This is a genomic window from Nonomuraea sp. NPDC049607 (assembly GCF_040675375.1).
In the GTDB taxonomy this organism is placed as follows: domain Bacteria; phylum Actinomycetota; class Actinomycetes; order Streptosporangiales; family Streptosporangiaceae; genus Nonomuraea.
On record NZ_JBFAOV010000026.1, the window covers coordinates 17,371 to 36,739 of the forward strand.

Annotated in this window: 20 protein-coding genes; 4 read left to right on the plus strand and 16 right to left on the minus strand. The window is 70.7% G+C overall.

The features are described 5' to 3' along the window. Positions 1-8 precede the first annotated feature (8 nt). The 13 genes from AB0J97_RS36570 to AB0J97_RS36630 form a co-directional block, all read right to left on the minus strand. Entirely contained in the window at positions 9-1,328 is a 1,320-nt protein-coding gene (locus tag AB0J97_RS36570) for a PhoH family protein (RefSeq protein ID WP_357704071.1), read from the minus strand. A 207-nt stretch (positions 1,329-1,535) separates the two neighbouring features. Beyond that, positions 1,536-2,297 (minus strand): isoprenyl transferase, encoded by a 762-nt coding sequence (locus AB0J97_RS36575; RefSeq protein WP_357704070.1) that lies wholly within the window; start codon positions 2,295-2,297, stop codon positions 1,536-1,538. Between the two features lie 55 nt (positions 2,298-2,352). After that, entirely contained in the window at positions 2,353-2,901 is a 549-nt protein-coding gene (locus tag AB0J97_RS36580) for a hypothetical protein (protein WP_357704068.1), read from the minus strand. A 25-nt stretch (positions 2,902-2,926) separates the two neighbouring features. Continuing rightward, positions 2,927-3,754: an amidohydrolase family protein gene (locus tag AB0J97_RS36585; RefSeq protein WP_364097550.1), complete on the minus strand. Its 828-nt coding sequence runs from the start codon at positions 3,752-3,754 to the stop codon at positions 2,927-2,929. A gap of 27 nt (positions 3,755-3,781) precedes the next feature. Continuing rightward, positions 3,782-4,660, minus strand: coding sequence for a hypothetical protein (locus AB0J97_RS36590; RefSeq protein ID WP_357704064.1), 879 nt, complete (start codon positions 4,658-4,660; stop codon positions 3,782-3,784). Between the two features lie 35 nt (positions 4,661-4,695). Beyond that, complete coding sequence (locus AB0J97_RS36595) at positions 4,696-5,049, minus strand: hypothetical protein (RefSeq protein WP_364097554.1); 354 nt, start codon at positions 5,047-5,049, stop codon at positions 4,696-4,698. Then, the gene (locus AB0J97_RS36600) at positions 5,042-5,872 is read right to left on the minus strand and encodes a DUF692 domain-containing protein (RefSeq protein WP_364097557.1); all 831 of its coding nucleotides are present in this window, start codon (positions 5,870-5,872) and stop codon (positions 5,042-5,044) included. The genes AB0J97_RS36595 and AB0J97_RS36600 overlap by 8 nt, the downstream gene beginning before the upstream one ends. 1 nt (position 5,873) lies before the next feature. Beyond that, a complete protein-coding gene (locus AB0J97_RS36605) occupies positions 5,874-6,800 on the minus strand; it encodes a TIGR04222 domain-containing membrane protein (RefSeq protein WP_364097560.1) in 927 nt (308 codons plus the stop codon). A 130-nt stretch (positions 6,801-6,930) separates the two neighbouring features. Continuing rightward, complete coding sequence (locus AB0J97_RS36610) at positions 6,931-8,724, minus strand: phosphoenolpyruvate carboxykinase (GTP) (protein WP_364097563.1); 1,794 nt, start codon at positions 8,722-8,724, stop codon at positions 6,931-6,933. 249 nt (positions 8,725-8,973) lie between these two features. Continuing rightward, entirely contained in the window at positions 8,974-9,495 is a 522-nt protein-coding gene (locus tag AB0J97_RS36615) for a hypothetical protein (RefSeq protein ID WP_357704054.1), read from the minus strand. Between the two features lie 68 nt (positions 9,496-9,563). Then, complete coding sequence (locus AB0J97_RS36620; protein WP_357704052.1) at positions 9,564-10,730, minus strand: C40 family peptidase; 1,167 nt, start codon at positions 10,728-10,730, stop codon at positions 9,564-9,566. An 86-nt stretch (positions 10,731-10,816) separates the two neighbouring features. Continuing rightward, positions 10,817-11,317, minus strand: coding sequence for a transcription elongation factor GreA (greA, locus tag AB0J97_RS36625; RefSeq protein ID WP_352323258.1), 501 nt, complete (start codon positions 11,315-11,317; stop codon positions 10,817-10,819). A gap of 108 nt (positions 11,318-11,425) precedes the next feature. After that, positions 11,426-11,848 (minus strand): DUF4307 domain-containing protein, encoded by a 423-nt coding sequence (locus AB0J97_RS36630; protein ID WP_357704049.1) that lies wholly within the window; start codon positions 11,846-11,848, stop codon positions 11,426-11,428. 147 nt (positions 11,849-11,995) lie between these two features. Between AB0J97_RS36630 and mca the strand changes: the two genes are divergently transcribed. Genes mca through AB0J97_RS36645 form a run of 3 tightly spaced genes read left to right on the plus strand, consistent with a single transcriptional unit; the run spans position 11,996 to position 13,370 of the window. Further along, the gene (gene mca, locus AB0J97_RS36635; RefSeq protein ID WP_364097568.1) at positions 11,996-12,880 is read left to right on the plus strand and encodes a mycothiol conjugate amidase Mca; all 885 of its coding nucleotides are present in this window, start codon (positions 11,996-11,998) and stop codon (positions 12,878-12,880) included. A gap of 34 nt (positions 12,881-12,914) precedes the next feature. After that, positions 12,915-13,076 carry a hypothetical protein gene (locus tag AB0J97_RS36640; protein ID WP_352323255.1) on the plus strand — a complete coding sequence of 54 codons (162 nt, stop codon included), beginning with the start codon at positions 12,915-12,917 and terminating at the stop codon, positions 13,074-13,076. After that, a complete protein-coding gene (locus tag AB0J97_RS36645; RefSeq protein WP_357704045.1) occupies positions 13,077-13,370 on the plus strand; it encodes a GNAT family N-acetyltransferase in 294 nt (97 codons plus the stop codon). Here AB0J97_RS36645 and AB0J97_RS36650 read toward each other — a convergent pair. Then, the gene (locus AB0J97_RS36650) at positions 13,356-14,507 is read right to left on the minus strand and encodes a hypothetical protein (protein ID WP_364097573.1); all 1,152 of its coding nucleotides are present in this window, start codon (positions 14,505-14,507) and stop codon (positions 13,356-13,358) included. The two genes, AB0J97_RS36645 and AB0J97_RS36650, sit on opposite strands and share 15 nt — an antisense overlap. 92 nt (positions 14,508-14,599) lie before the next feature. Between AB0J97_RS36650 and AB0J97_RS36655 the strand changes: the two genes are divergently transcribed. Then, entirely contained in the window at positions 14,600-16,567 is a 1,968-nt protein-coding gene (locus tag AB0J97_RS36655; protein ID WP_364097576.1) for a thioredoxin domain-containing protein, read from the plus strand. Here the strand turns inward: AB0J97_RS36655 and AB0J97_RS36660 are convergent. Next, positions 16,553-18,622 (minus strand): transglycosylase domain-containing protein, encoded by a 2,070-nt coding sequence (locus AB0J97_RS36660; RefSeq protein WP_357704039.1) that lies wholly within the window; start codon positions 18,620-18,622, stop codon positions 16,553-16,555. The two genes, AB0J97_RS36655 and AB0J97_RS36660, sit on opposite strands and share 15 nt — an antisense overlap. 217 nt (positions 18,623-18,839) lie before the next feature. Further along, on the minus strand, positions 18,840-19,319 hold the full coding sequence (locus AB0J97_RS36665) for an Lrp/AsnC family transcriptional regulator (protein ID WP_357704037.1): 480 nt from the start codon (positions 19,317-19,319) through the stop codon (positions 18,840-18,842). Positions 19,320-19,369 lie beyond the last annotated feature (50 nt).

Here is a 19,369-nt window from a genome sequence, read left to right on the forward strand (position 1 = left end):
GCCGCGCCTCACATCGTGATGTCCTCCAGCATCTCCGTCACCAGGGCGGCGATCGGGGACCGCTCGGACCTGGTGAGCGTGACGTGCGCGAAGAGCGGGTGGCCCTTCAGCTTCTCCACCACCGCCACCACGCCGTCGTGCCGGCCGACCCGCAGGTTGTCGCGCTGGGCGACGTCGTGCGTGAGCACCACCCGGGAGTTGGCGCCGATCCGGCTCAGCACCGTGAGCAGCACCCCGCGCTCCAGCGACTGGGCCTCGTCCACGATCACGAACGCGTCGTGCAGCGACCGGCCGCGGATGTGCGTGAGCGGGAGCACCTCCAGCATGCCCCGGTCGAGCACCTCGTCGATCACCTCGGGCGAGGTGATCGCGCCGAGCGTGTCGTAGACCGCCTGCGCCCACGGGCCCATCTTCTCGCCCTCGGTGCCCGGCAGGTAGCCGAGCTCCTGGCCGCCGACGGCGTACAGGGGGCGGAAGACGACCACCTTGCGGTGCTGGCGGCGCTCCAGGACCGCCTCCAGACCGGCGCAGAGCGCCAGCGCCGACTTGCCGGTGCCGGCCCTGCCGCCCAGCGAGACGATCCCGATCTCGGGGTCCATCAGCAGGTCCAGCGCAATGCGCTGCTCGGCCGAGCGGCCGTGCAGGCCGAAGACCTCGCGGTCGCCGCGGACCAGGCGTACGGACTTGTCCGGCGCCACCCTGCCGAGCGCCGATCCCTTGGCCGACAGCAGCCGCAGGCCGGTGTGCGCCGGCAGTTCACGGCCCTCCTCCAGGTCGGCCACGCCCTTGTCGAAGAGCGTCTCGACGTCCTCGGCCGTCACCTGCAGCTCGGCCATCCCGGTCCAGCCGGACTCGACGACCAGCTCGGCGCGGTACTCCTCGGCCACCAGGCCGATCGAGGCCGCCTTGACCCGCATGGGCAGGTCTTTGGAGACGAGGACGACGTCGCAGCCCTCGGCCGCGAGCGAGCGCGCGACGGTCAGGATGCGCGTGTCGTTGTCGCCCAGGCGGAACCCGACGGGCAGGATGGACGGATCGCTGTGGTTGAGCTCAACCCTGATCGTTCCATCCCCAGTCGGCATCGGCTCGTCGAGCCTGCCGTGCTGAACCCGCAGGTCGTCGAGGTAGCGCAGGGCTTTCCTCGCGAAGTAGCCGAGCTCGGGATGGTGCCGCTTACCTTCCAGCTCCGTGATGACCACGATGGGAAGGACGACGTCGTGCTCGGCGAAGCGCGTCAATGCCGCCGGGTCGGCCAGCAACACCGAGGTGTCGAGCACGTACGTGCGCTTGGCCGGCTGGTGAGTAGGGTTGCTCGAGGACACTGCCACACGTTCTCCCCCGGGCGCCCATAGGTGCGGGCACCCTGCAGACGAGGTGGGAACCGGACCGGACCCGCGTCCCCGACCGCAACCTGCCGGCGGAGCCGGACTCCGGCCCCCCTCAGCAGATTTCGGTGCAAAGGCGGGCCCTCTCCGGGATGCCCGGCCTGTGGCCGGACACTTCCAACGTTACGTCCTGGATACCCGAATGTCGCATCAAGAACCGTAACGCCGGTGTCTCGCAGCGTAATCGCGCAGCGCCCGCAGGAAATCGACCCTGCGGAAGTCCGGCCAGTAAGCCTCATGGAAGTAGAACTCTGAGTGAGCGCTCTGCCACAACATGAATCCGGACAGACGCTGCTCGCCCGACGTACGGATGAGGAGGTCCGGGTCGGGTTGGCCGCGAGTGTAGAGATGCTCCGCGATGTGTTCGACATCGAGGACCTCCACGAGGTCCTCGATGCTGGCGCCCTTACTCGCATGCTCCTGGAGGAGTGAGCGCACCGCATCGGCAATCTCACGTCTTCCTCCATACCCAACTGCAACGTTCACAATCAGGCCCGGACGGTGTGATGACGCTTCTTTTGCGTTTTTTAGGACATTGGCCGTCCGGGCCGGGAGGAGGTCCAGCGCGCCCACCGGGCTGATCCGCCAGCCCGCGTCCACGAGCTCCTGGACCACGTCCTCGATGATGTGCAGCAGCGGCTCCAGCTCCTCGCGCGGCCGGTTGAGGTTGTCGTTGGACAACATCCAGACGGTGACGACCTCGACGCCCGTCTCGCGGCACCAGCCGAGCAGCTCCGATATCTTGTCCGCGCCCTTGCGGTGGCCGGTGGCCACGTCGCGCATGCCCATGGCGCGCGCCCAGCGGCGGTTGCCGTCGATGATGACCCCGACATGCCGGGGAACGCTGTCCTTGGACAGCTTGGTCTCCAGCCTGTGTTCGTACAGCCGGTAGACCAGGTCGCGCAGGCCCACGGAGTGCCTCCCCAGCGGTGCTGTGCCTTTGGTCGAATGACCCAACAGGCAATTATCACCGCGTTTCGCCCGTGCCTGCTCCCGCAATCGGATTCCTGGCGAGATCTCTTCCGCCGAGGCACCCTTCGGCCTCATGGACCAGTTCACGGACAAACTCGGACAATTCAGCCGACGTCAGGACCGCCCGCATGCCCACGCCGGTGGCCCCCCACGCCTCGACGTAGGCCCGGCGGGTCAGCCGCCACTGGGCGGGCGCGGGCTGCCAGATGGGGATGGTGCGCAGCTGGCAGCGCAGCTCGCCGCCGCCCACCAGCCCCGACCGGGTGCGGTAGCGGAAGGAGAACAGCTCGCTCTCCGGCTCCTCGTCGGGGAAGCGGTCGTCGGGGTCGTTCCACCGCCTGGCCGCCCCCCTTCCCTGCCGCGCCTCGTCGACCCCGCGCGCCAGGCGCGCGAGCAGCCAGCCGCACCGCTCCCCCACGCTGCCGTACGGCGTGCCGTCGCGATGGAGCTCAAGGGTGATCTCGTACGGCGTGCCGACGGTGTCCGTGCACGCGACGGGCGTGACAGTCAGGTATGACCCATCGACACAGCGTAGTCCCCCCACGCCCTTCCCCGTTTCCGGCCCTAACTCAGCTAAACCCGTAGAAACCTCTGGCTGTGTCCCCGAGGACCAGGTCCCGATCGGTTCCGCCGAGCAGCGCGCCGGTGACCTCCCAGACCGTCCGGTAGTCGGCCGCCTGCAGGGCCACCGGCCAGTCGCTCCCGGCCATCAGGCGCTCCGGGCCGAACAGCTCGACGGCGTGCTCCACGTACGGCCGCAGGTCCTCCACCGTCCAGTTCCGGTGGTCGGCCTCGGTGACCAGGCCGGAGACCTTGGCGTACACGTTGGGGAAGCGGGCCGCGCGGGCCAGCCCACCGGCCCACGGCTCCCACTCGTGGTCCCTGATGCGCGGCTTGGACAGGTGGTCGACGACGATCCTCAGGGACGGATGCCGCCCGGCCAGCGTGACCACGTGGTCGAGGTGCCGGGGCAGGAGCGAGACCACGTCGAACGTCAGCCCGGCCGCCGCGAGCAGGCCGAGCGACTCCAGCACCTCGTCGCGGACCAGCCAGTCGGGGTCGGGCTCCTCGTGGATCAGGTGCCGGACGCCACGGAACTTCGCATTCCCGGCGTACCGAGCGATGGCCTCGGCGGCCTCGTCCGGGCGGAGCAGCGGGATCCATCCGACCACCGCGCCGACGAAGTCGTGGGCGTCGGCCAGGGCCAGCAGGGCGTCGGTCTCGGCGCAGGAGTCGGCGGCCTGCACCAGCACCGTACGGTCCACGCCGGCCCGCTCCAGCTCGGGAGCCAGGTCGTGCGGCGCGTAGGTCCGGTAGAGCACGCCCGCCTCGGGGGTGAGCCAGGGATAGTCGCCGGTTTCGAGGTCCCAGAAATGCTGGTGCGCATCGACAATCACCCCCCAAACCTAGGATGTCTGGATATTTCAGAGCAAGGGGTGCCAGCCGTGCTCACGCCAGCCCGGCGGCTGGTGCCACTCCGTCCACCCGAAGCCGGTGACGCCGTCGTCGGACTCCAGCTCGCACATCGCCCTCGGGAACTCGGCCACCGCCCCCTCGGGCGACACCAGGGTCACCGGGGCGAACGCGACCGGCCGCACGGTCACCGCACGGCCGGGGAAGCTCAGCAGCGTCTCCGCCGGACGGTCGCCGTCGAACCGGGTGCCGGCCGTGAAGCCCCCGGCATGCTCGATCTCGCCGCCGGGCGGCACCGTGAACGCCGGCCACGGCAGCGGCATGCCCAGGTTGACCTGCGTGCCGTGCAGGTGGGTGCCGTCGGCGAGGCGGCCGCTGCTCCACGTCCAGGAGATCGACCACCAGTCCCTGACGCCCCAGCTGTGGTCGCGTTCGCCGTGGCCGTGGAAGGGCCGGCCGTCGACCGTCCCGGTCACCTCGCAGGGGACCTCGTAGCGGGGGGTGAGCTGGTAGCCGTACACGCCGCCGCGGGTGTGCCATTCGAGGTCGAGCGCCAGGTCCGGGGCGGTCAGGCGCAGCCGTGCGGTCCGGAGGGGGTCGGTCGCGGCCAGGTCCGCCTCGTAGGAGCCGGAGGCCATCGCCAGGCCGGTCGGCGGGGCCTCGTGGTCGGTGATCTCCACCAGGCCGCCGCCGCGCCGGACGAGCCGGACCCAGAACCAGGTGCGTTTCCAGTTCGGATAGAGCCCGATGCGAACGTATCCGCCCAGCTCGCCATCGTCGGAGACGAAGTCGAGGTAGTAGGACTCGTTCCACAGCGGGTCGTCGCCCGGCTCGTGGAGCTGCTCGTCCTGCTCGCCGAGGGGCCAGTCGCCCATGTTGACGATCCGCACGCCGTACCGCCTCCCAAGCGCTTGCTACGAGCAGCTTAGCCGCGATCCCGGCGGAACAGGCGGCTCCACAGACGGGGTTTCCCGTCCGGCAGGAGACCGCGGGCGCGCAGCCAGGCGGCGAAGTCGTCGGCGTCGGCCCGGTAACCGGGCGGCGGGACGGCGCGGGCGGCCGCGTAGGCGGCGAACTCCGCGGCCAGGGCGGGCCCCGCGGCACGGGCGGCGTCCGGGCGGAGCCTGGCCACCACGCCGCGCCGCTTGGCCATCAGGGCGGCCGCCTGCACCCGGAGCCGTCCGGCGTCGAAGCCCTCGGGCGGGTCCGCCCCGGCCACCAGGCTCGCGACGACCCGGCCCTGGGCCTGCGCCAGCCGCGCCCGCGCCTGCTCACTCATCTCGTCCGCCCACGGGCTGCCCGGCCCGGACCGTCGCGGCCCGGATCCGCGCCAGCTCCCCGGCCAGCACGGCGTCGCTCGGGTAGTCGTCGTCCCACTCCAGCAGGACGCCGGGCGGCGTGGTCCGGGCGCACAGCTCGGCCAGCAGGTCCAGCACCGGCGGCGGCACGGCCGCGGCATGCGTGTCGTGCCAGATCCCGTGGTGCTCGTGACCGCCGGCCACGTGCACGTACGCCAGATGCGCCAGCGGCAGCGTGTCCAGCGCGTCCACGGCCGACAGTCCCAGGTTGACCTGGTTGGTGTACAGATTGGCCACGTCCACCAGCAGCCCGACCCCCGTACGTTCCACGACCTCGGCCAGGAACCGGGCCTCGGTCAGCTCGTCGTCCGGCCAGCCGAAGATCGCGGCCACGTTCTCCAGCGCCAGCGGCACGGGCAGCGCCTCCTGGGCCAGCCGCACGTTCTCCACGACGATCTCCAGCGACTCCCGCGTACGCGGCACGGGAAGCAGGTGCCCCGCCTCCACGCCGCCCCCGCGGACGAACGCCAGGTGCTCGCTGACCAGCGGCGCGTCCAGGGCCAGCGCGCAGGCCGCGAGCCGGGCGAGCCGGTCCGGGTCCGGCCGCTCGGCGCCGCCGACGCCCAGCGAGACGCCGTGCGGGATCACCGGCACGCCCCTGGCACGCAGCAGGCGCAGCGACTCGGGCAGGCCGCCGGGGTCGATGTTCTCGGCGACCACCTCGACGAACCCGACGCCCGCCAGCCGTTCGACCGTCAGGTCGAGCTCCGGCCGCCAGCCGATGCCCACCCCCAGGTCCGGCATGTCAGCTCCCCCCGCCGCCACAGCCGCCGCCTCCGCAGCCGCCGCCTCCGCAGCCGCTCCCGCCACCGCATCCCGGGGTGCCGCAACCACCGCCGTGCCCGCCGGAGCTCTGCGACTGGACGTGGCCGCCCGAGCCGCTGCGCCGCCGTCCGGGCAGCAGCGTCAGGTCGGGGGAACCGTTGATCGCCAGGGTCAGGTTGGCGTCGTTCAGCTCGCCGAGGCCGTACAGCGCGACGGCCACCGGGCCGCCGGACGTGCCCGGCGGGTGGTCCAGCTTGGCCCGGTCGAGCGCGGCCTGCCCGGAAGCGGTCAGGTCGGTCGGGAACGAGCGCCTGTGTCCGGCGATGGCGGTCGGCGCGACCACGACCGTCCCGGCCAGGACGCCGAGCGCGGCCAGGGGAAGCGCGGACGTGCCCTCGACGGCCACCGACAGCGCCTCCACGGCCGCCCCGGCGAGGGCCAGCACCGCCAGCACCCGTAACCGGACGATCAGCCGGTCGACCTGGGTGAAGGAGCCGGTGGGGTGGATCGCGCCGATCCTGCCCAGCCGGTGCCGGAGCTCGTCCAGGGTGGCGCTCTGGCTCACGCTGTGCCTGATCGTGCTGGCCCAGCCTCCGGGGGAGCGCTGGACCTCGTCCAGGACGGCGTCCTCGACCGGCTCGCCGGTGCTCCGGGCGCCGGCCACCTGGTGCACCCGTCCGTCGCGGGACACGCGTACGGCCCCCGACGCGGCCAGCAGCCCGACGGCGGCCTCGGCGACGCGCCGCGAACCGCCCGCCATGAAGGCCAGCTCGTAGGGGCCGAGATCGCGCAGGCGGGGTTCGGAAGCCGCGCCCCGGATGGCGGCATGCTCACGCCGGACCGCCAGAACGGTGACGCCCGCCGTCACCGCCAGCGCCACCGCGAGGATGAGAAGGAACAGATCCATACGCCCTCCCCTCGTGCGACCCGTCGGGCCGCGTACCGGGAAGACGTATAAGGAAGGCATAAAGGTTCCGGGCGATCAGGACGCCCGCGCGCGGTGCGGCGGCCAGCACCGCCGCACCGCGGGCGCCCGCTCAGCCGAGCCGGTCGAGCAGGGCGTCGTACTCGTCCCACAACTGCTTCGGCAGGCGGTCGCCGAACTTCTCGAAGTGGGCCGGGATCAGGGCCGCCTCCTCGCGCCACACGTCGCGGTCGACCGACAGCAGCGTGCGCAGGTCCTCCTCGGCCAGGTCGAGGCCCTCGGTGTCGAGCTCGGCGGGCAGCAGGCCGATCGCCGTGGGGTTCGCCCCGGCCTCGCCGTTGAGGCGGTCGACGATCCACTTGAGCACGCGGCTGTTCTCGCCGAAGCCGGGCCAGATGAACCTGCCCTCGTCGTTCTTCCTGAACCAGTTGACGTAGTAGATGCGCGGCAGCTTCGCGCCCTTGACCCGGCCGATGTCGAGCCAGTGGCCGAAGTAGTCGCCCATGTTGTAGCCGCAGAACGGCAGCATGGCGAACGGGTCGTAGCGCAGCTCGCCCACCTTGCCCTCGGCCGCGGCGGTCTTCTCGGAGGCGACGTTGGCTCCGAGGAAGACGCCGTGCTCCCAGCTCAGCGACTCCGTGACCAGCGGCACGGCCGTGGCGCGGCGGCCGCCGAACAGGATCGCCGAGATGGGCACGCCCTTGGGGTCCTGCCACTCCGGTGCGATGGTCGGGCACTGGGAGGCGGGGGTGGTGAAGCGGGCGTTCGGGTGGGCGGCGGGCTCGTCGCTGTCGGGCGTCCAGGAGCGGCCCTTCCAGTCGGTCAGGTGCGCCGGAGGCTCCTCGGTGAGCCCCTCCCACCACACGTCCCCGTCGTCGGTCAGGGCGACGTTGGTGAAGATGCTGTTGCCCCAGAGGGTCTTGATCGCGTTGGCGTTGGTCACCTGGCCGGTGCCGGGCGCGACGCCGAAGAAGCCGGCCTCCGGGTTGATGGCGTGCAGGCGGCCGTCGTCGCCGAAGCGCATCCAGGCGATGTCGTCGCCGATCGTCTCGACCTTCCAGCCCGGGATCGTGGGCTGGAGCATGGCGAGGTTCGTCTTCCCGCACGCGCTCGGGAAGGCGGCCGCGACGTAGCGGGTCTCGCCGGTGGGCGGTGTGAGCTTGAGGATGAGCATGTGCTCGGCCAGCCAGCCCTCGTCGCGGGCCATGACGCTGGCGATGCGCAGCGCGTAGCACTTCTTGCCGAGCAGGGCGTTGCCGCCGTAGCCGGAGCCGTAGGACCAGATCTCGCGGGTCTCGGGGAAGTGGCTGATGTACTTGGTGGAGCTGCACGGCCAGGCCACGTCGGACTGCCCCGGCCGCAGCGGGGCGCCGACGGAGTGGACGGCCTTGACGAAGCCGCCCCGCTGCTCGATCAGGCGCAGGGCCCGTTCGCCCATGCGGGTCATGATCCGCATCGACACGGCCACGTACGCGGAGTCGGTGATCTCGACGCCGAGCTGCGAGATCTCGCCGCCGAGCGGGCCCATGCAGAACGGGACGACGTACATGGTGCGTCCGCGCATGCAGCCCGCGAAGAGCTCGGAGAAGGTCTTCCGCATCTGCGCTGGAGCGATCCAGTTGTTGGTCGGACCCGCGTCCTCCTCGCGCTCGGAGCAGATGTAGGTGCGGTCCTCGACCCGGGCCACGTCGCTGGGGTCGGACTTGGCGTAGAAGCTGTTCGGGCGCGCGGCGAGCCGGGTGAGCGTCCCCTGCTCGACGAGGAGGTTGGTCAGGCGCGTCCACTCCTCCTCCGAACCGTCGCACCACTCGATCCGGTCGGGCTGGGTCAGGGCTGCGATCTCGTTCACCCACGCGACCAATTCGCGATTGCTCGTCGGCGCGGGCACTTCCACGGAAACGGACACGACTGTGACTCCTCCACTCTCTCAGGGCCCAGACATCATTAACGACGAAGGCGCATGAAGGCCAATTGGCATAGACCTATTGGCGCGACCGTCGTCGCAGGCAGCGGCCCTGACGATCCGAGGAGCCTACCCAAGGCTCGGCGATTTAAAAGAGGAATTTCCGGAGGGTGGTCCAGGCCAATTCCGGTGGTCTAAACCAATTACCGCAGTGGTTTAGTCCAATTTCCCGAGCTGTTTACGCCGGTCTTCTCAGGAATTGACGTCGGGACCCGCGCTGCGCACTCTGTCGACGTGCTGGAGCGCGTCGCGCAGCTCGGCCAGCCAGGCGTCGGTGTTCTTGCCGACCAGGCGGACGCACCAGGCCAGCGCGTCGCTGCGGCTCCTGGCCACGCCGGCGGCCACCAGGGTGTCGAGCACCTGACGCTCCGACTGACGCAGTCGCGTCATGACGGGGACGGAAAGTGTGGTGAACATCACAGTCTCTCCCCCGCACCGCACGCCCCAGGAGACCTTCTGGCGGAAGCGGCGCTCGGCCTCGCGGGCGATCTCGATGCGCCGCTCGCGGGTCTCCTCACGGAACCTGCGGGCCAGCCCTTCGATGAGGGCGAGCCGCTCGGCCTCGGGGGTGTCGGCGGGCGGATCGGGCAGCGTGCCGAGCACCGCGATCTCCTCGCGGTCGCGGACGATCTCGGGGGCCCCGGTGAACCACCCGTCGGGGAGCCGGCCGGTGAACCAGCCGCGGACCTGTGCGCCCATCTCATCTGTTGACATGTAATCACGATTACACAGTTGCGCGCGAAATGCACGAGCGGAACTCCGGATTTCGCTCAAGGGTGGGCTCAGCGCACGCGGGCGGCCACGACCGGGCTGACCCGGACGACGCCGGCCAGGTTCCGCGTGCTCAGCGGGGAGATCTTGACGACGTCACCGGTGCGGGGCGCCTGCAGCACCTTCCCGTTGCCCCAGTAGATCGCCACATGCGAGATGTAGGCCGGGTTCGTCGGGTCGTTGCGCCAGAAGATCAGATCGCCGGGTTGCGCCTGGGCCAGCGGCACCTGCGGCCCGGCCACCCACTGCTGGTGCGTCACCCGCGGCATCCGTACGCCCGCCTGCCCGTACGCCCACTGCACCAGCCCCGAGCAGTCGAACGTGTTCGGCCCCTCGGCCCCCCACACATACGGCCGGCCCAGCTTGGACACAGCGGCCTTCAGCGCCGCCGTGAGCTGCTCCACGGTCATGAACGACCCGGACGGCCAGCTCTTCGGGGTGTCGATCCTGGCCCGCGGCTGGACGGGGTTGACGGTGGCCACCTGCGTGCCCTTGGGCATCGCGGCGAGGATGGCCCTGCGTAACGCGTCGGAGTTCGTGCCGGGGGCGCTGACGATGAGCGCGTTGTCGCGCGGCAGGCGCAGCCGTCGCCCGGTCTCCTTGGACACGACCGCGTCGACCGCGCCGAACCCGGTGGTGGCGTACGCGCCGATCCGCAGCGGCCCGGCCGGCCCGCTCACACGGCTGTGCAGCGCGAGCCCGCCGTCGTTGCCGAGCACGAACGAGACCGCCACGTCGCCGGAGGCCACGTTCTGCCACAGGGCGTCGGAGGAGGCCGTCACCTTGGGGGTGTAGGCCCGGAACGTGGACGGGTTCACCGCGAGCGTCTGGACCCGCTTGCCGTCGAGCGAGATGGAGGCCGCGTCGGCCAGCTCAAGGGCCCGTACGCCGCGCAGCCTGGCGACCTTGCGCAGCAGTTCCTGGGTGAACGGCTTGCGGGTGAGCACGAAGAGGTTGGGTTTGCGCAGCTTGCCCAGCGGCGTCACCGGCTGGTCGGGACGGGCCTGGGCCATGAGCGTCTGCTTCGGAACCGGCCGCGCCCGCACCACCTCGGCCGGCGCGGCCTGCTCCTCGCCCGTCTGGACCAGCACCAGCACGTCGGTGGTCAGCACGGCCACCAGCATCACCACGATGAAGGGGATCAGCCTGGATAAGTCCCGCCGCTTCCGCGTCTTCACCAGAAAGCTGAGATCCTGCGCGATTCCGGACGAACGCGAAAACGCCGCCGGGCCGACGTGGGCCCGGCGGTCAGGATCTGCGGGGGTCAGTTGCCGATGTACGGCACAGCCTCAAGGATCTCGACGGTGTTCTGGCGGCCGTTGGGCATCGAGTACGTCGCCTTCTCACCGATCTTCTTGCCGTTGATCGCCGAGCCGAGGGGCGACTTGGGCGAGTAGACGTCGATCGGAGCGCCGCTCTCCTCGCGGGAGGCGAGCAGGAAGGTGACCTCGTCGTCGTCGCCGACGAACCGGATCGTCACGGTCATGCCGGGGCCGACCACGCCTTCGGTCTTGGGGGCCTCGCCCACCTTGGCGTTGTCGAGGATCTGGCGGAGGTGGAAGATCCGGGCCTCCATCTTGCCCTGCTCGTCCTTGGCGGCGTGGTAGCCGCCGTTCTCCTTCAGGTCGCCCTCTTCACGGGCGGCTTCGATCTTCTTGGCGATGTCGACGCGCCCGGGGCCAGAGAGATATTCGTACTCCGCCTTCAGGCGGTCGTACGCCTCCTGCGTCAGCCATGTGACGTTCTCATCGCGAGAGTCGGCCACGGGTTCTCCTTGCTTGCCTAGGGGGCCCTGAGATCACTTGAGGTTGCGGATGGTTGAATTGCGAAAGGCTAACAACTCAACCGACCGGACGCTTCCCCAAATGTCTCACTATACGAGATTGCAGTACTGGATGTGGACGGTAGTGGCCTGACCGCTGGTGTCGAGGCTCTCCTTGAGCTGCTTACTACCCGCACCAGCCGGGATTCTTACTTCCTTGCTACCGACTTCCGCGTGGTAGACGTCCAGTGCCCTGATCCGGCAGACGGCCACTCTATCGTCGGGCTTGTAGACCTCGAAGGTGATCTCCGCGCGCCCGGGCGCGTCGATGCTGAACGACACGACCTGCGCCGGGGCCTCCGAGCCGCCGCCGGCCGTCATCGACCACATCACCCAGCCCCAGCCGCCGGCGACGATGGCCACCAGCACGCCGATCACGACATGCACGACCAGCCGGCCGCCTCTCCTGGGACGGTCGGGGAAGTCGTCGGGTGTGCCGAGAACGGGTCCGTTCCCGACATCTTCGGTGACCATGGCGGAATCTCCCTGCACTCCCTGAGCGTTATCCGAGACAATTGTCGCCCGCGGGGGGCGTGCCCTCGCGACCGCCCAGCAGAAACTAACCTCTCTGGACGAGTGACCGGTCCTCCACCGAGGAGACCCTGTGAGGAGAACGCGCCCGTGAGTGCACCCCTGAGGTTGATGGCAGTCCACGCCCACCCCGACGACGAGTCGAGCAAGGGCGCCGCCACGATGGCGCGTTACGTGCGCGAAGGCGTGGAAGTGCTGGTCTGTACCCTCACGGGCGGTGAGCGGGGTTCCGTGCTCAACCCGAAGATGGACCGGCCGGAGATCGTGGCCAACATCGGCGAGGTGCGCAAGGCCGAGATGGAACGGGCCCGCGAGATCCTCGGGGTCCAGCAGCGTTTCATGGGCTTTGTCGACTCCGGCCTGCCGGAGAGCGAGGAGGAAGAGCTGCCCGAGGGCTGCTTCGCCGTGCAGAAGCTTGAGGACGCCTCGGCCCCGCTGGTGGCCGCCGTGCGCGAGTTCCGTCCGCACGTGATCATCACGTACGACGACGACGGCGGCTACCCGCACCCCGACCACATCATGACCAACAAGGTCTCCGTCGAGGCGTTCGAGGCGGCCGGCGACCCCGACCGCTACCCCGGCACCGGCGACCCGTGGCAGCCGATGAAGCTCTACTACCAGATGGGCTTCACCAAGGAGCGTTTCGAGGCGCTGCACGAGGCCATGACCGAGCGCGGGCTCGGCTCCCCGTACTCCGACTGGATCTCCCGCTGGGAGGACCGGCCCGCCAAGTGGCCGGTGACCACGCGCGTGCCGTGCGGCGAGTACTTCCAGATCCGCGACGAGGCCCTGCTCGCGCACGCCACCCAGGTCGACCCCGACGGCTTCTGGTTCGTCTGCCCGCGCGAGCTGCAGCAGGAGATCTGGCCGACCGAGGACTACCACCTGGCGCGCTCGCTCGTCGACACCGGGCTCCCCGAGGACGACCTGTTCGCCGGCATCCACGCCGAGGACGTCTCACCCGCCTGCCACTGAACGGACCATGGCGGGCTGGTGGCAGACTGAAGGTGTGACAGTTCTCGCAGCTGGTGATGTCAGTCCGGGTCTGCTCGGCTTCACCGTCGTCGCCCTCATCGGGCTGGCCCTCTACATCCTGATCAAGTCGATGAACAAGCAGATGTCGAAGATCCAGGTTCCGCACGAGGGCGACACGGACAAGAAAGCCGAATAGATGCCGATCGAAGTAGTCGACAACTCGTTGGAGTGCCGCTTCGAGGTGCTCGTCGACGGCAAGGTCGCCGGGTTCGCCGACTATCGACTGCTGCCCACCAAAATCGTCTTCACGCACACCGAGGTGCTGCCCGCCTACGAGGGCCAGGGCCTGGCGGGCAGGCTGGTCGAGTTCGCGTTGCGCGCGAGCGTCGACACCGGGCTGCGCATCGTGCCGCTGTGCCCCTACGTGGCCCGCTACATCGAGCGCCACCCCGAGTTCAAGGAGCACAGCGACCCGTCAGTCGCCGGGTGACCAGGCCCGCTCCAGCGCCTTGGGCAGGCCCCACCAGCCGAGCGGGGTCAGCACCTCGTCGGCGTCCACGATGCCCAGGTAGGTCCACAGGCTGACCACCGAGGCGAACAGGCTTTCGGTGGCGTCGAGGTCGTCGTCGTCCTGCTCGTCGGAGTCGATGTCGTCCGACTCGGCGATGAGCCTGGCCAGGCGTTCCGGCGAGGCCAGCACCCCCGGCCCCAGGCGGGCCAGCGCCGCCACGGCGGCCAGCCAGTCGGCGTGCTGGATCGCGCACAGGTTGGCCAGGGCGGTGTCCTCGTGGCTGAGCCGCCCTTCCAGGTCGGCGAACTCCTCCGGCACGTCGCCCTCCTCCGGCAGGTCGGAGATCGGCCCGGCCACGCCCGCCGCCACCGCCAGCCACAGCTCCCGGTCGTCGTCGGGCATCGGCCTGTCGTCGAACCCGGCGCAGGCCCTCAGCACGTTCGCGGGGTAGCCGGGCAGGCCCAGCAGCGTGCGCAGGCGCGCGGCGGCCAGCTCCAGCTCGACCAGGGGCAGCTCGGGGGCCTTGGGCAGCTCGCCGACGATGCGCCGCAGCTCCGACAGCGCGAAAGCCTCCTCCTCGTCGAGCGCGGCGAACAGCTCCTCGTCCTGCTCGTCACTCACCGCGAAGCCCGGCACCCGGCCGTCGGGCAGCGGCGTGGCCAGCCAGTGCTCCTGGAGCTCCTCGTACGCCCGGCGGGCGGCGTGGTCGCCCAGGGCCAGCGCGTCGGGGTCGACCTCGCCGGACTCGACGCGCTCCTCCAGGAAGGCGACCAGGCGCCCGAACATCTCGGTCGCGACGGGACCGCGCTCGTCCTCCTCGGGCCAGACGAAGTAGCTGGGCGTCATGAGGATCGGCTCGGTGCCGGTGGACTCGACCCAGCGCTGCACGTCGCCGACGGTGGCCACGCCCGCCTCGATGGAGCCGAGCGTCGCCTTGGCGGAGTCCCAGAACGGCTGCGAGAGCGGGTTGCCCGCCGACACCATGGCCCGTCGCAGGTCGGGCAGCGCCACGAGCGCCACGCCCGAGGGCACGGCCAGCAGCGCGCGGGCGACGTCCCTGCGCGTGACGGCGGCCGCCGGGCGGTCGGCGTGGGCGCAGACGTAGTCGATGTCCACGCCCGTAACCTACGCCGTCCGCCCGGCCGGAGTCAGCCGCAGGGGGTGGCGGGCCAGGCGCGAGGGGCGGTCTAGGGTGAGCGGGGGAGGTCATGATGAACCGGTTGAACGACGCCACGAGCCCGTACCTGCTGCAGCACGCGGGCAATCCCGTCGACTGGCACCCGTGGGGCGAGGAGGCGTTCGCCGAGGCCCGGCGCAGGGACGTGCCGCTGCTGATCAGCGTGGGCTACTCGGCCTGTCACTGGTGCCACGTGATGGCCCACGAGAGCTTCGAGGACGCCGAGACGGCCGCCCTGATGAACGAGCACTTCGTCAACGTCAAGGTCGACCGCGAGGAACGGCCCGACGTCGACGCCGTCTACATGACCGCCACCCAGGCCATGACGCAGCAGGGCGGCTGGCCGATGACGGTGTTCGCCACGCCCGACGGCCATCCGTTCTACTGCGGCACGTACTTCCCGCGCCCGCACTTCCGGCGCCTGCTGACCGAGATCCACCGCGTGTGGACCGGCGACAGGGAGTCGGTGCTGGCGCAGGGGGCCAAGGTGGTCGAGGCGCTCAACCAGAACACCGCGTTCCCGCGCGGCGCCACGCCCGAGGCGGAGACGCTGGAGCGGGCCGTCGCCAACCTGCGGGAGTCGTTCGACCCGGTCAACGGCGGGTTCGGCGGCGCGCCGAAGTTCCCGCCGTCGATGGCGCTGGAGTTCCTGCTGCGCTCCGGCGAGCGCGAGATGAGCGGCCGGACCTTGGAGTCCATGGCCCGCGGCGGCATCTACGACCAGCTCGGCGGCGGTTTCGCGCGGTACAGCGTCGACGCCGAGTGGGTGGTCCCGCACTTCGAGAAGATGCTCTACGACAACGCCCTCCTGCTGCGGGTGTACACCCACTGGTGGAAGGCGGGCGGCGGCGACCTGGCCCGCCGGGTGGCGCTGGAGACGGCCGGCTGGATGCTGCGCGAGCTGCGTACGCCCGAGGGCGGCTTCGCCTCGGCCCTCGACGCCGACAGCGAGGGCGTGGAGGGCAAGTTCTACGTCTGGACGCCCGAGGAGCTGCGCGAGGTCCTCGGCGACGACGACGGGCGCTGGGCCGCCGCGCTCTTCGACGTCACCGGCACGTTCGAGCACGGCACGTCGGTGCTCCAGCTCCCGCGCGACCCCGAGGACCACGTCCGGTACGCCGGGGTGCGCGGCAGGCTGCTGGCGGCCAGGGAGCTGCGGGTGCGGCCGGGCCGCGACGACAAGGTCGTGGCCTCCTGGAACGGCCTGGCGATCGCGGCGATCGCGGAGGCCGGCGTCGTGTTCGAACGCCCCGACCTGGTCGAGGCCGCCACGGCGGCGGCCGAGCTGCTCGAAGGCGTGCACACGGCCGACGGGCGGCTGCTGCGCACCTCGCGCGACGGGCGCGCGGGCGCCAACGCGGGCGTCCTTGAGGACTACGCGAACGTGGCGGAGGGGCTGATCTCCCTCTACGGCGTGACGGGCGTGACGAAATGGCTCCGGCTGGCCGGCGCACTGCTCGACACGGTGCTCGACCGCTTCTCCGACGGCTCCGGCGGCTTCTACGACACCGCTGACGACGCCGAACGGCTCTTCCAGCGCCCGCAGGACCCCACGGACAACGCCACGCCCTCCGGCCAGTACGCGGCCGCGGGGGCCCTGCTCTCCTACGGCGCGCTGACCGGCTCTGCGAAGTACCGGGACGCCGCCGCGGCCGCCCTGGCCACGGTGTCGGTGCTGGCCGACCGGCACGCCAGGTTCGCCGGCTGGGGGCTGGCCGTGGCCCGCGCGGCGCTCGACGGGCCCGTGGAGGTCGCGGTCGTCGGCAGCCCCGCCGACCCGCGTACGGCCGCCCTGCACCGCGAGGCGCTGCTGGCCGACGTGCCGGGCCTGGTGGTCGCGCCCGGCGACGGCGAGGCCGGCGGGGAGCCCTTCCCCGCGCTGCTGGAGGGGCGCGGCCCGATCGGGGGCGCGCCGGCCGCCTACGTGTGCAGGGGGTTCGCCTGCCGGCTGCCGGTCACCACGGTCGAGGAGCTGCGGGCCGAGCTAGCCGGCGCCTGACGGCCGGCTCAGGTTGTTGTCGCGCTGGGTGTCGCGGCCCTCGTCCGGCGTGCCGAGAGGCTGGTCGGAGGGCGCGGTGGGCGCGTCCTGGGGGCGTTCGTCCTGCCGGCCGCCGGTCCTGCCGTTGTCGCCGAAGCCCTCGTCGGTGGGGGCCTCGCTGACCCCCGGGTCGCCGAAGGGCTGGTCGGTGCTGCCGGGGCCGGGGCCGGGGCTGTCCCACTCGTTCTGGTCGGCGGGCGGCGAGGACGGGTGGTCGGGGACGTCGCGGCCGCGGTCGGGCGGCGAGTAGGAGGACTCGTAGCCGTACTGGGACGGCTCGGGGAACTCCTCGACGGGCTCGCCCGCCATGGCCTCGGTCATGAACGCCCGCCAGACCTGCGCGGGGAGCTGGCCGCCGAACTGTGTGCCGTAGCCGGGGATGGTGACGGTCTTGTCGTCGCTGCGGAACATGTTCACGGCGACGGCGAGCTGCGGGACGAAGCCGTTGAACCAGACGTTCTTGGAGTCGTCGGTGGTGCCGGTCTTGCCGGCGACCGGACGGTCGTAGAGGCGGGCGGCGGTGCCGGTGCCGTACTTGACGACCTGCTGCATCGCGTAGACGGTGTCGGCGGCGGCCTGCTCGCTCACCACCTTCGTGGCGGTGGGCTGGACCGACTTCTTCTCGCCCTTGCTGTCGGTCACCGACTTCACCACGTGGGCCTCCATGTGCACGCCCTTGTTGGCGAAGGTGGAGAACCCCGAGGCGTTCTGGACGGCGCTGACCGACGACACGCCGAGCGGGAACGTCGCGTACGCCTGCTGCCCCTGCAACTGCTCCTTGGGGATGCCCGCGGCCTCGGCCACGGCCGCGACCTTGTTCAGCCCGACCTTCTGGCCGAGGTCGACGAAGGCCGTGTTGACGGAGTTCTGGGTGGCGCTGACCAGGTTGATCTGGCCGTAGGAGCGGCCGCTGTCGTTGGGGATGGGCTTGTCGGCCGAGGCCACCCGCAGCGGCGAGTTGCCGTCGACCCTGGTGGACAGCTCGAAGCCGTTGTCGAGCGCGGCGGCCAGCGTGTACGGCTTGAACGTCGAGCCCGCCATCCGCTTGGCCGAGAACGCGTTGTCGTAGTCGCCGACCTGGTCGTGGCGGCCGCCGTAGAAGGCGACGACCTCGCCGGTGGCCGGGTCGACGGCGGCCAGCCCGGTGCGGACGCTCTTCGGCGTGGAGGCCGGGACCACGTCCTTGACCGCCTGCTCGGCCGCCGCCATGAGCTTCTTGTCGAACGTCGTGACGATCTTCAGGCCGCCGCTGTTGATGGTCTCGTCGGAGTAGCCGCGCCGGTTGAGCTCGGCGGTGACCTGGTCGAGCATGTACTGGCCCTGGCCCTTGAGCTCGAACGGCTTCTTGGGCGCCTTGAGCACCGGGAAGCGCTCGGCGGCCGCCTGCCGGCCCGACAGCGCGCCCGTCTGGCGCATGGCGTTGATCACGCCCTGCCACCGGGTGCGGGCCGCGTCGAGGTCGGTGCCCTCGGGGTCGGCGAACCGGCTGGGCTGCTGGATGACCGCCGCCAGGTACGCGCCCTCGGCGACGGTGAGCTTGTCGACGTCCTTGCCGAAGTAGGCGCGGGCGGCCGACTGGACGCCGTTGGCGCCGCGGCCGAAGTAGATCGTGTTGAGGTACTGCTCCAGGACCCAGTCCTTCGACTTGGACTGGTCGACCTTCATCGCGATGAGGATCTCTTTGAACTTGCGGGTGACCGAGCGCTCCTGGCTGAGGCCGCTGTAGTAGTTGCGCACGAGCTGCTGGGTGATCGTGGAGCCGCCCTGGAGCTGCTGGCCGGTGACGGTGGACCAGACGGCCCGCGCGGTGCCCTTGAGCGACACGCCGCCGTCGTTGTAGAACGAGCGGTTCTCGGCCGCGATGACCGCGTCGCGCACGTGCTTGGGCACCTTGGCCAGCTCGACGTTCCGGCGGTCGACGCCCTGCCTGGCGAGCACGGTCTTGCCGTCGCGGTAATAGATCACCGAGCCTTCGGCGGTGGCCGATTCCTGCGTGCTGTCGGGAATGGGAGTCATCGCCCAGGCAATAGCGAAAAGCCCGGCGAACACGGCGATTCCGGCGCCGAAAGAGATCAACACAATTCGGAGTACGCGCCGTTTCCGCATGCCTTTTCCACCACCGCCCCGCATCCGAGACCCCCCTTCGAGACACCCTCGCCCAACCCCCGCAAGCTGGGCGAATGTCAAGGGTAAACGATCGATAACGGTGCCTCGTCCCTAAGCGATGGTACGTCTAGCGTCCGCCGCGGCGTGGAACATCGGCGACCAAAGGCAGCACTCGGTAAGGAACCGGCGTGTCGAGTGCGATGATCGAAGAAGTCCTGAGGACGCCCTGAACATCCACGATTTGGTCGATGACGCGTTGCAGATCGGCATTCGTCCGCGCGACCACCCGGCACAGCAGGTCCGCGCCGCCGGTGATGGTGTGCACCTCCAGCACCTCGGGGATGTGGGCCAGCCGGTGGGCGACCGGGTCGTGCCCGGAGACCTGCCTGATCTCCATGGTGACGAACGCCGTCACGTCGTAGCCGAGCGCCACGGGCGACACGTCGGGCCCGAACCCGGTGATGACCCCCCTGCCCACCAGCCGGTCGAGCCGGGCCTGGACGGTGCCGCGGGCGACGCCCAGACGGCGTGAGCATTCGAGCACGCCCAGCCTGGGTTCGGCGGTCAGCAGAGAGATCAGACGGGCGTCCAGTTCATCGATCGTCATGCTGTACAAATTCTCCGACTCGGACTGGGGGCAGGTGGACAGATTGTGCA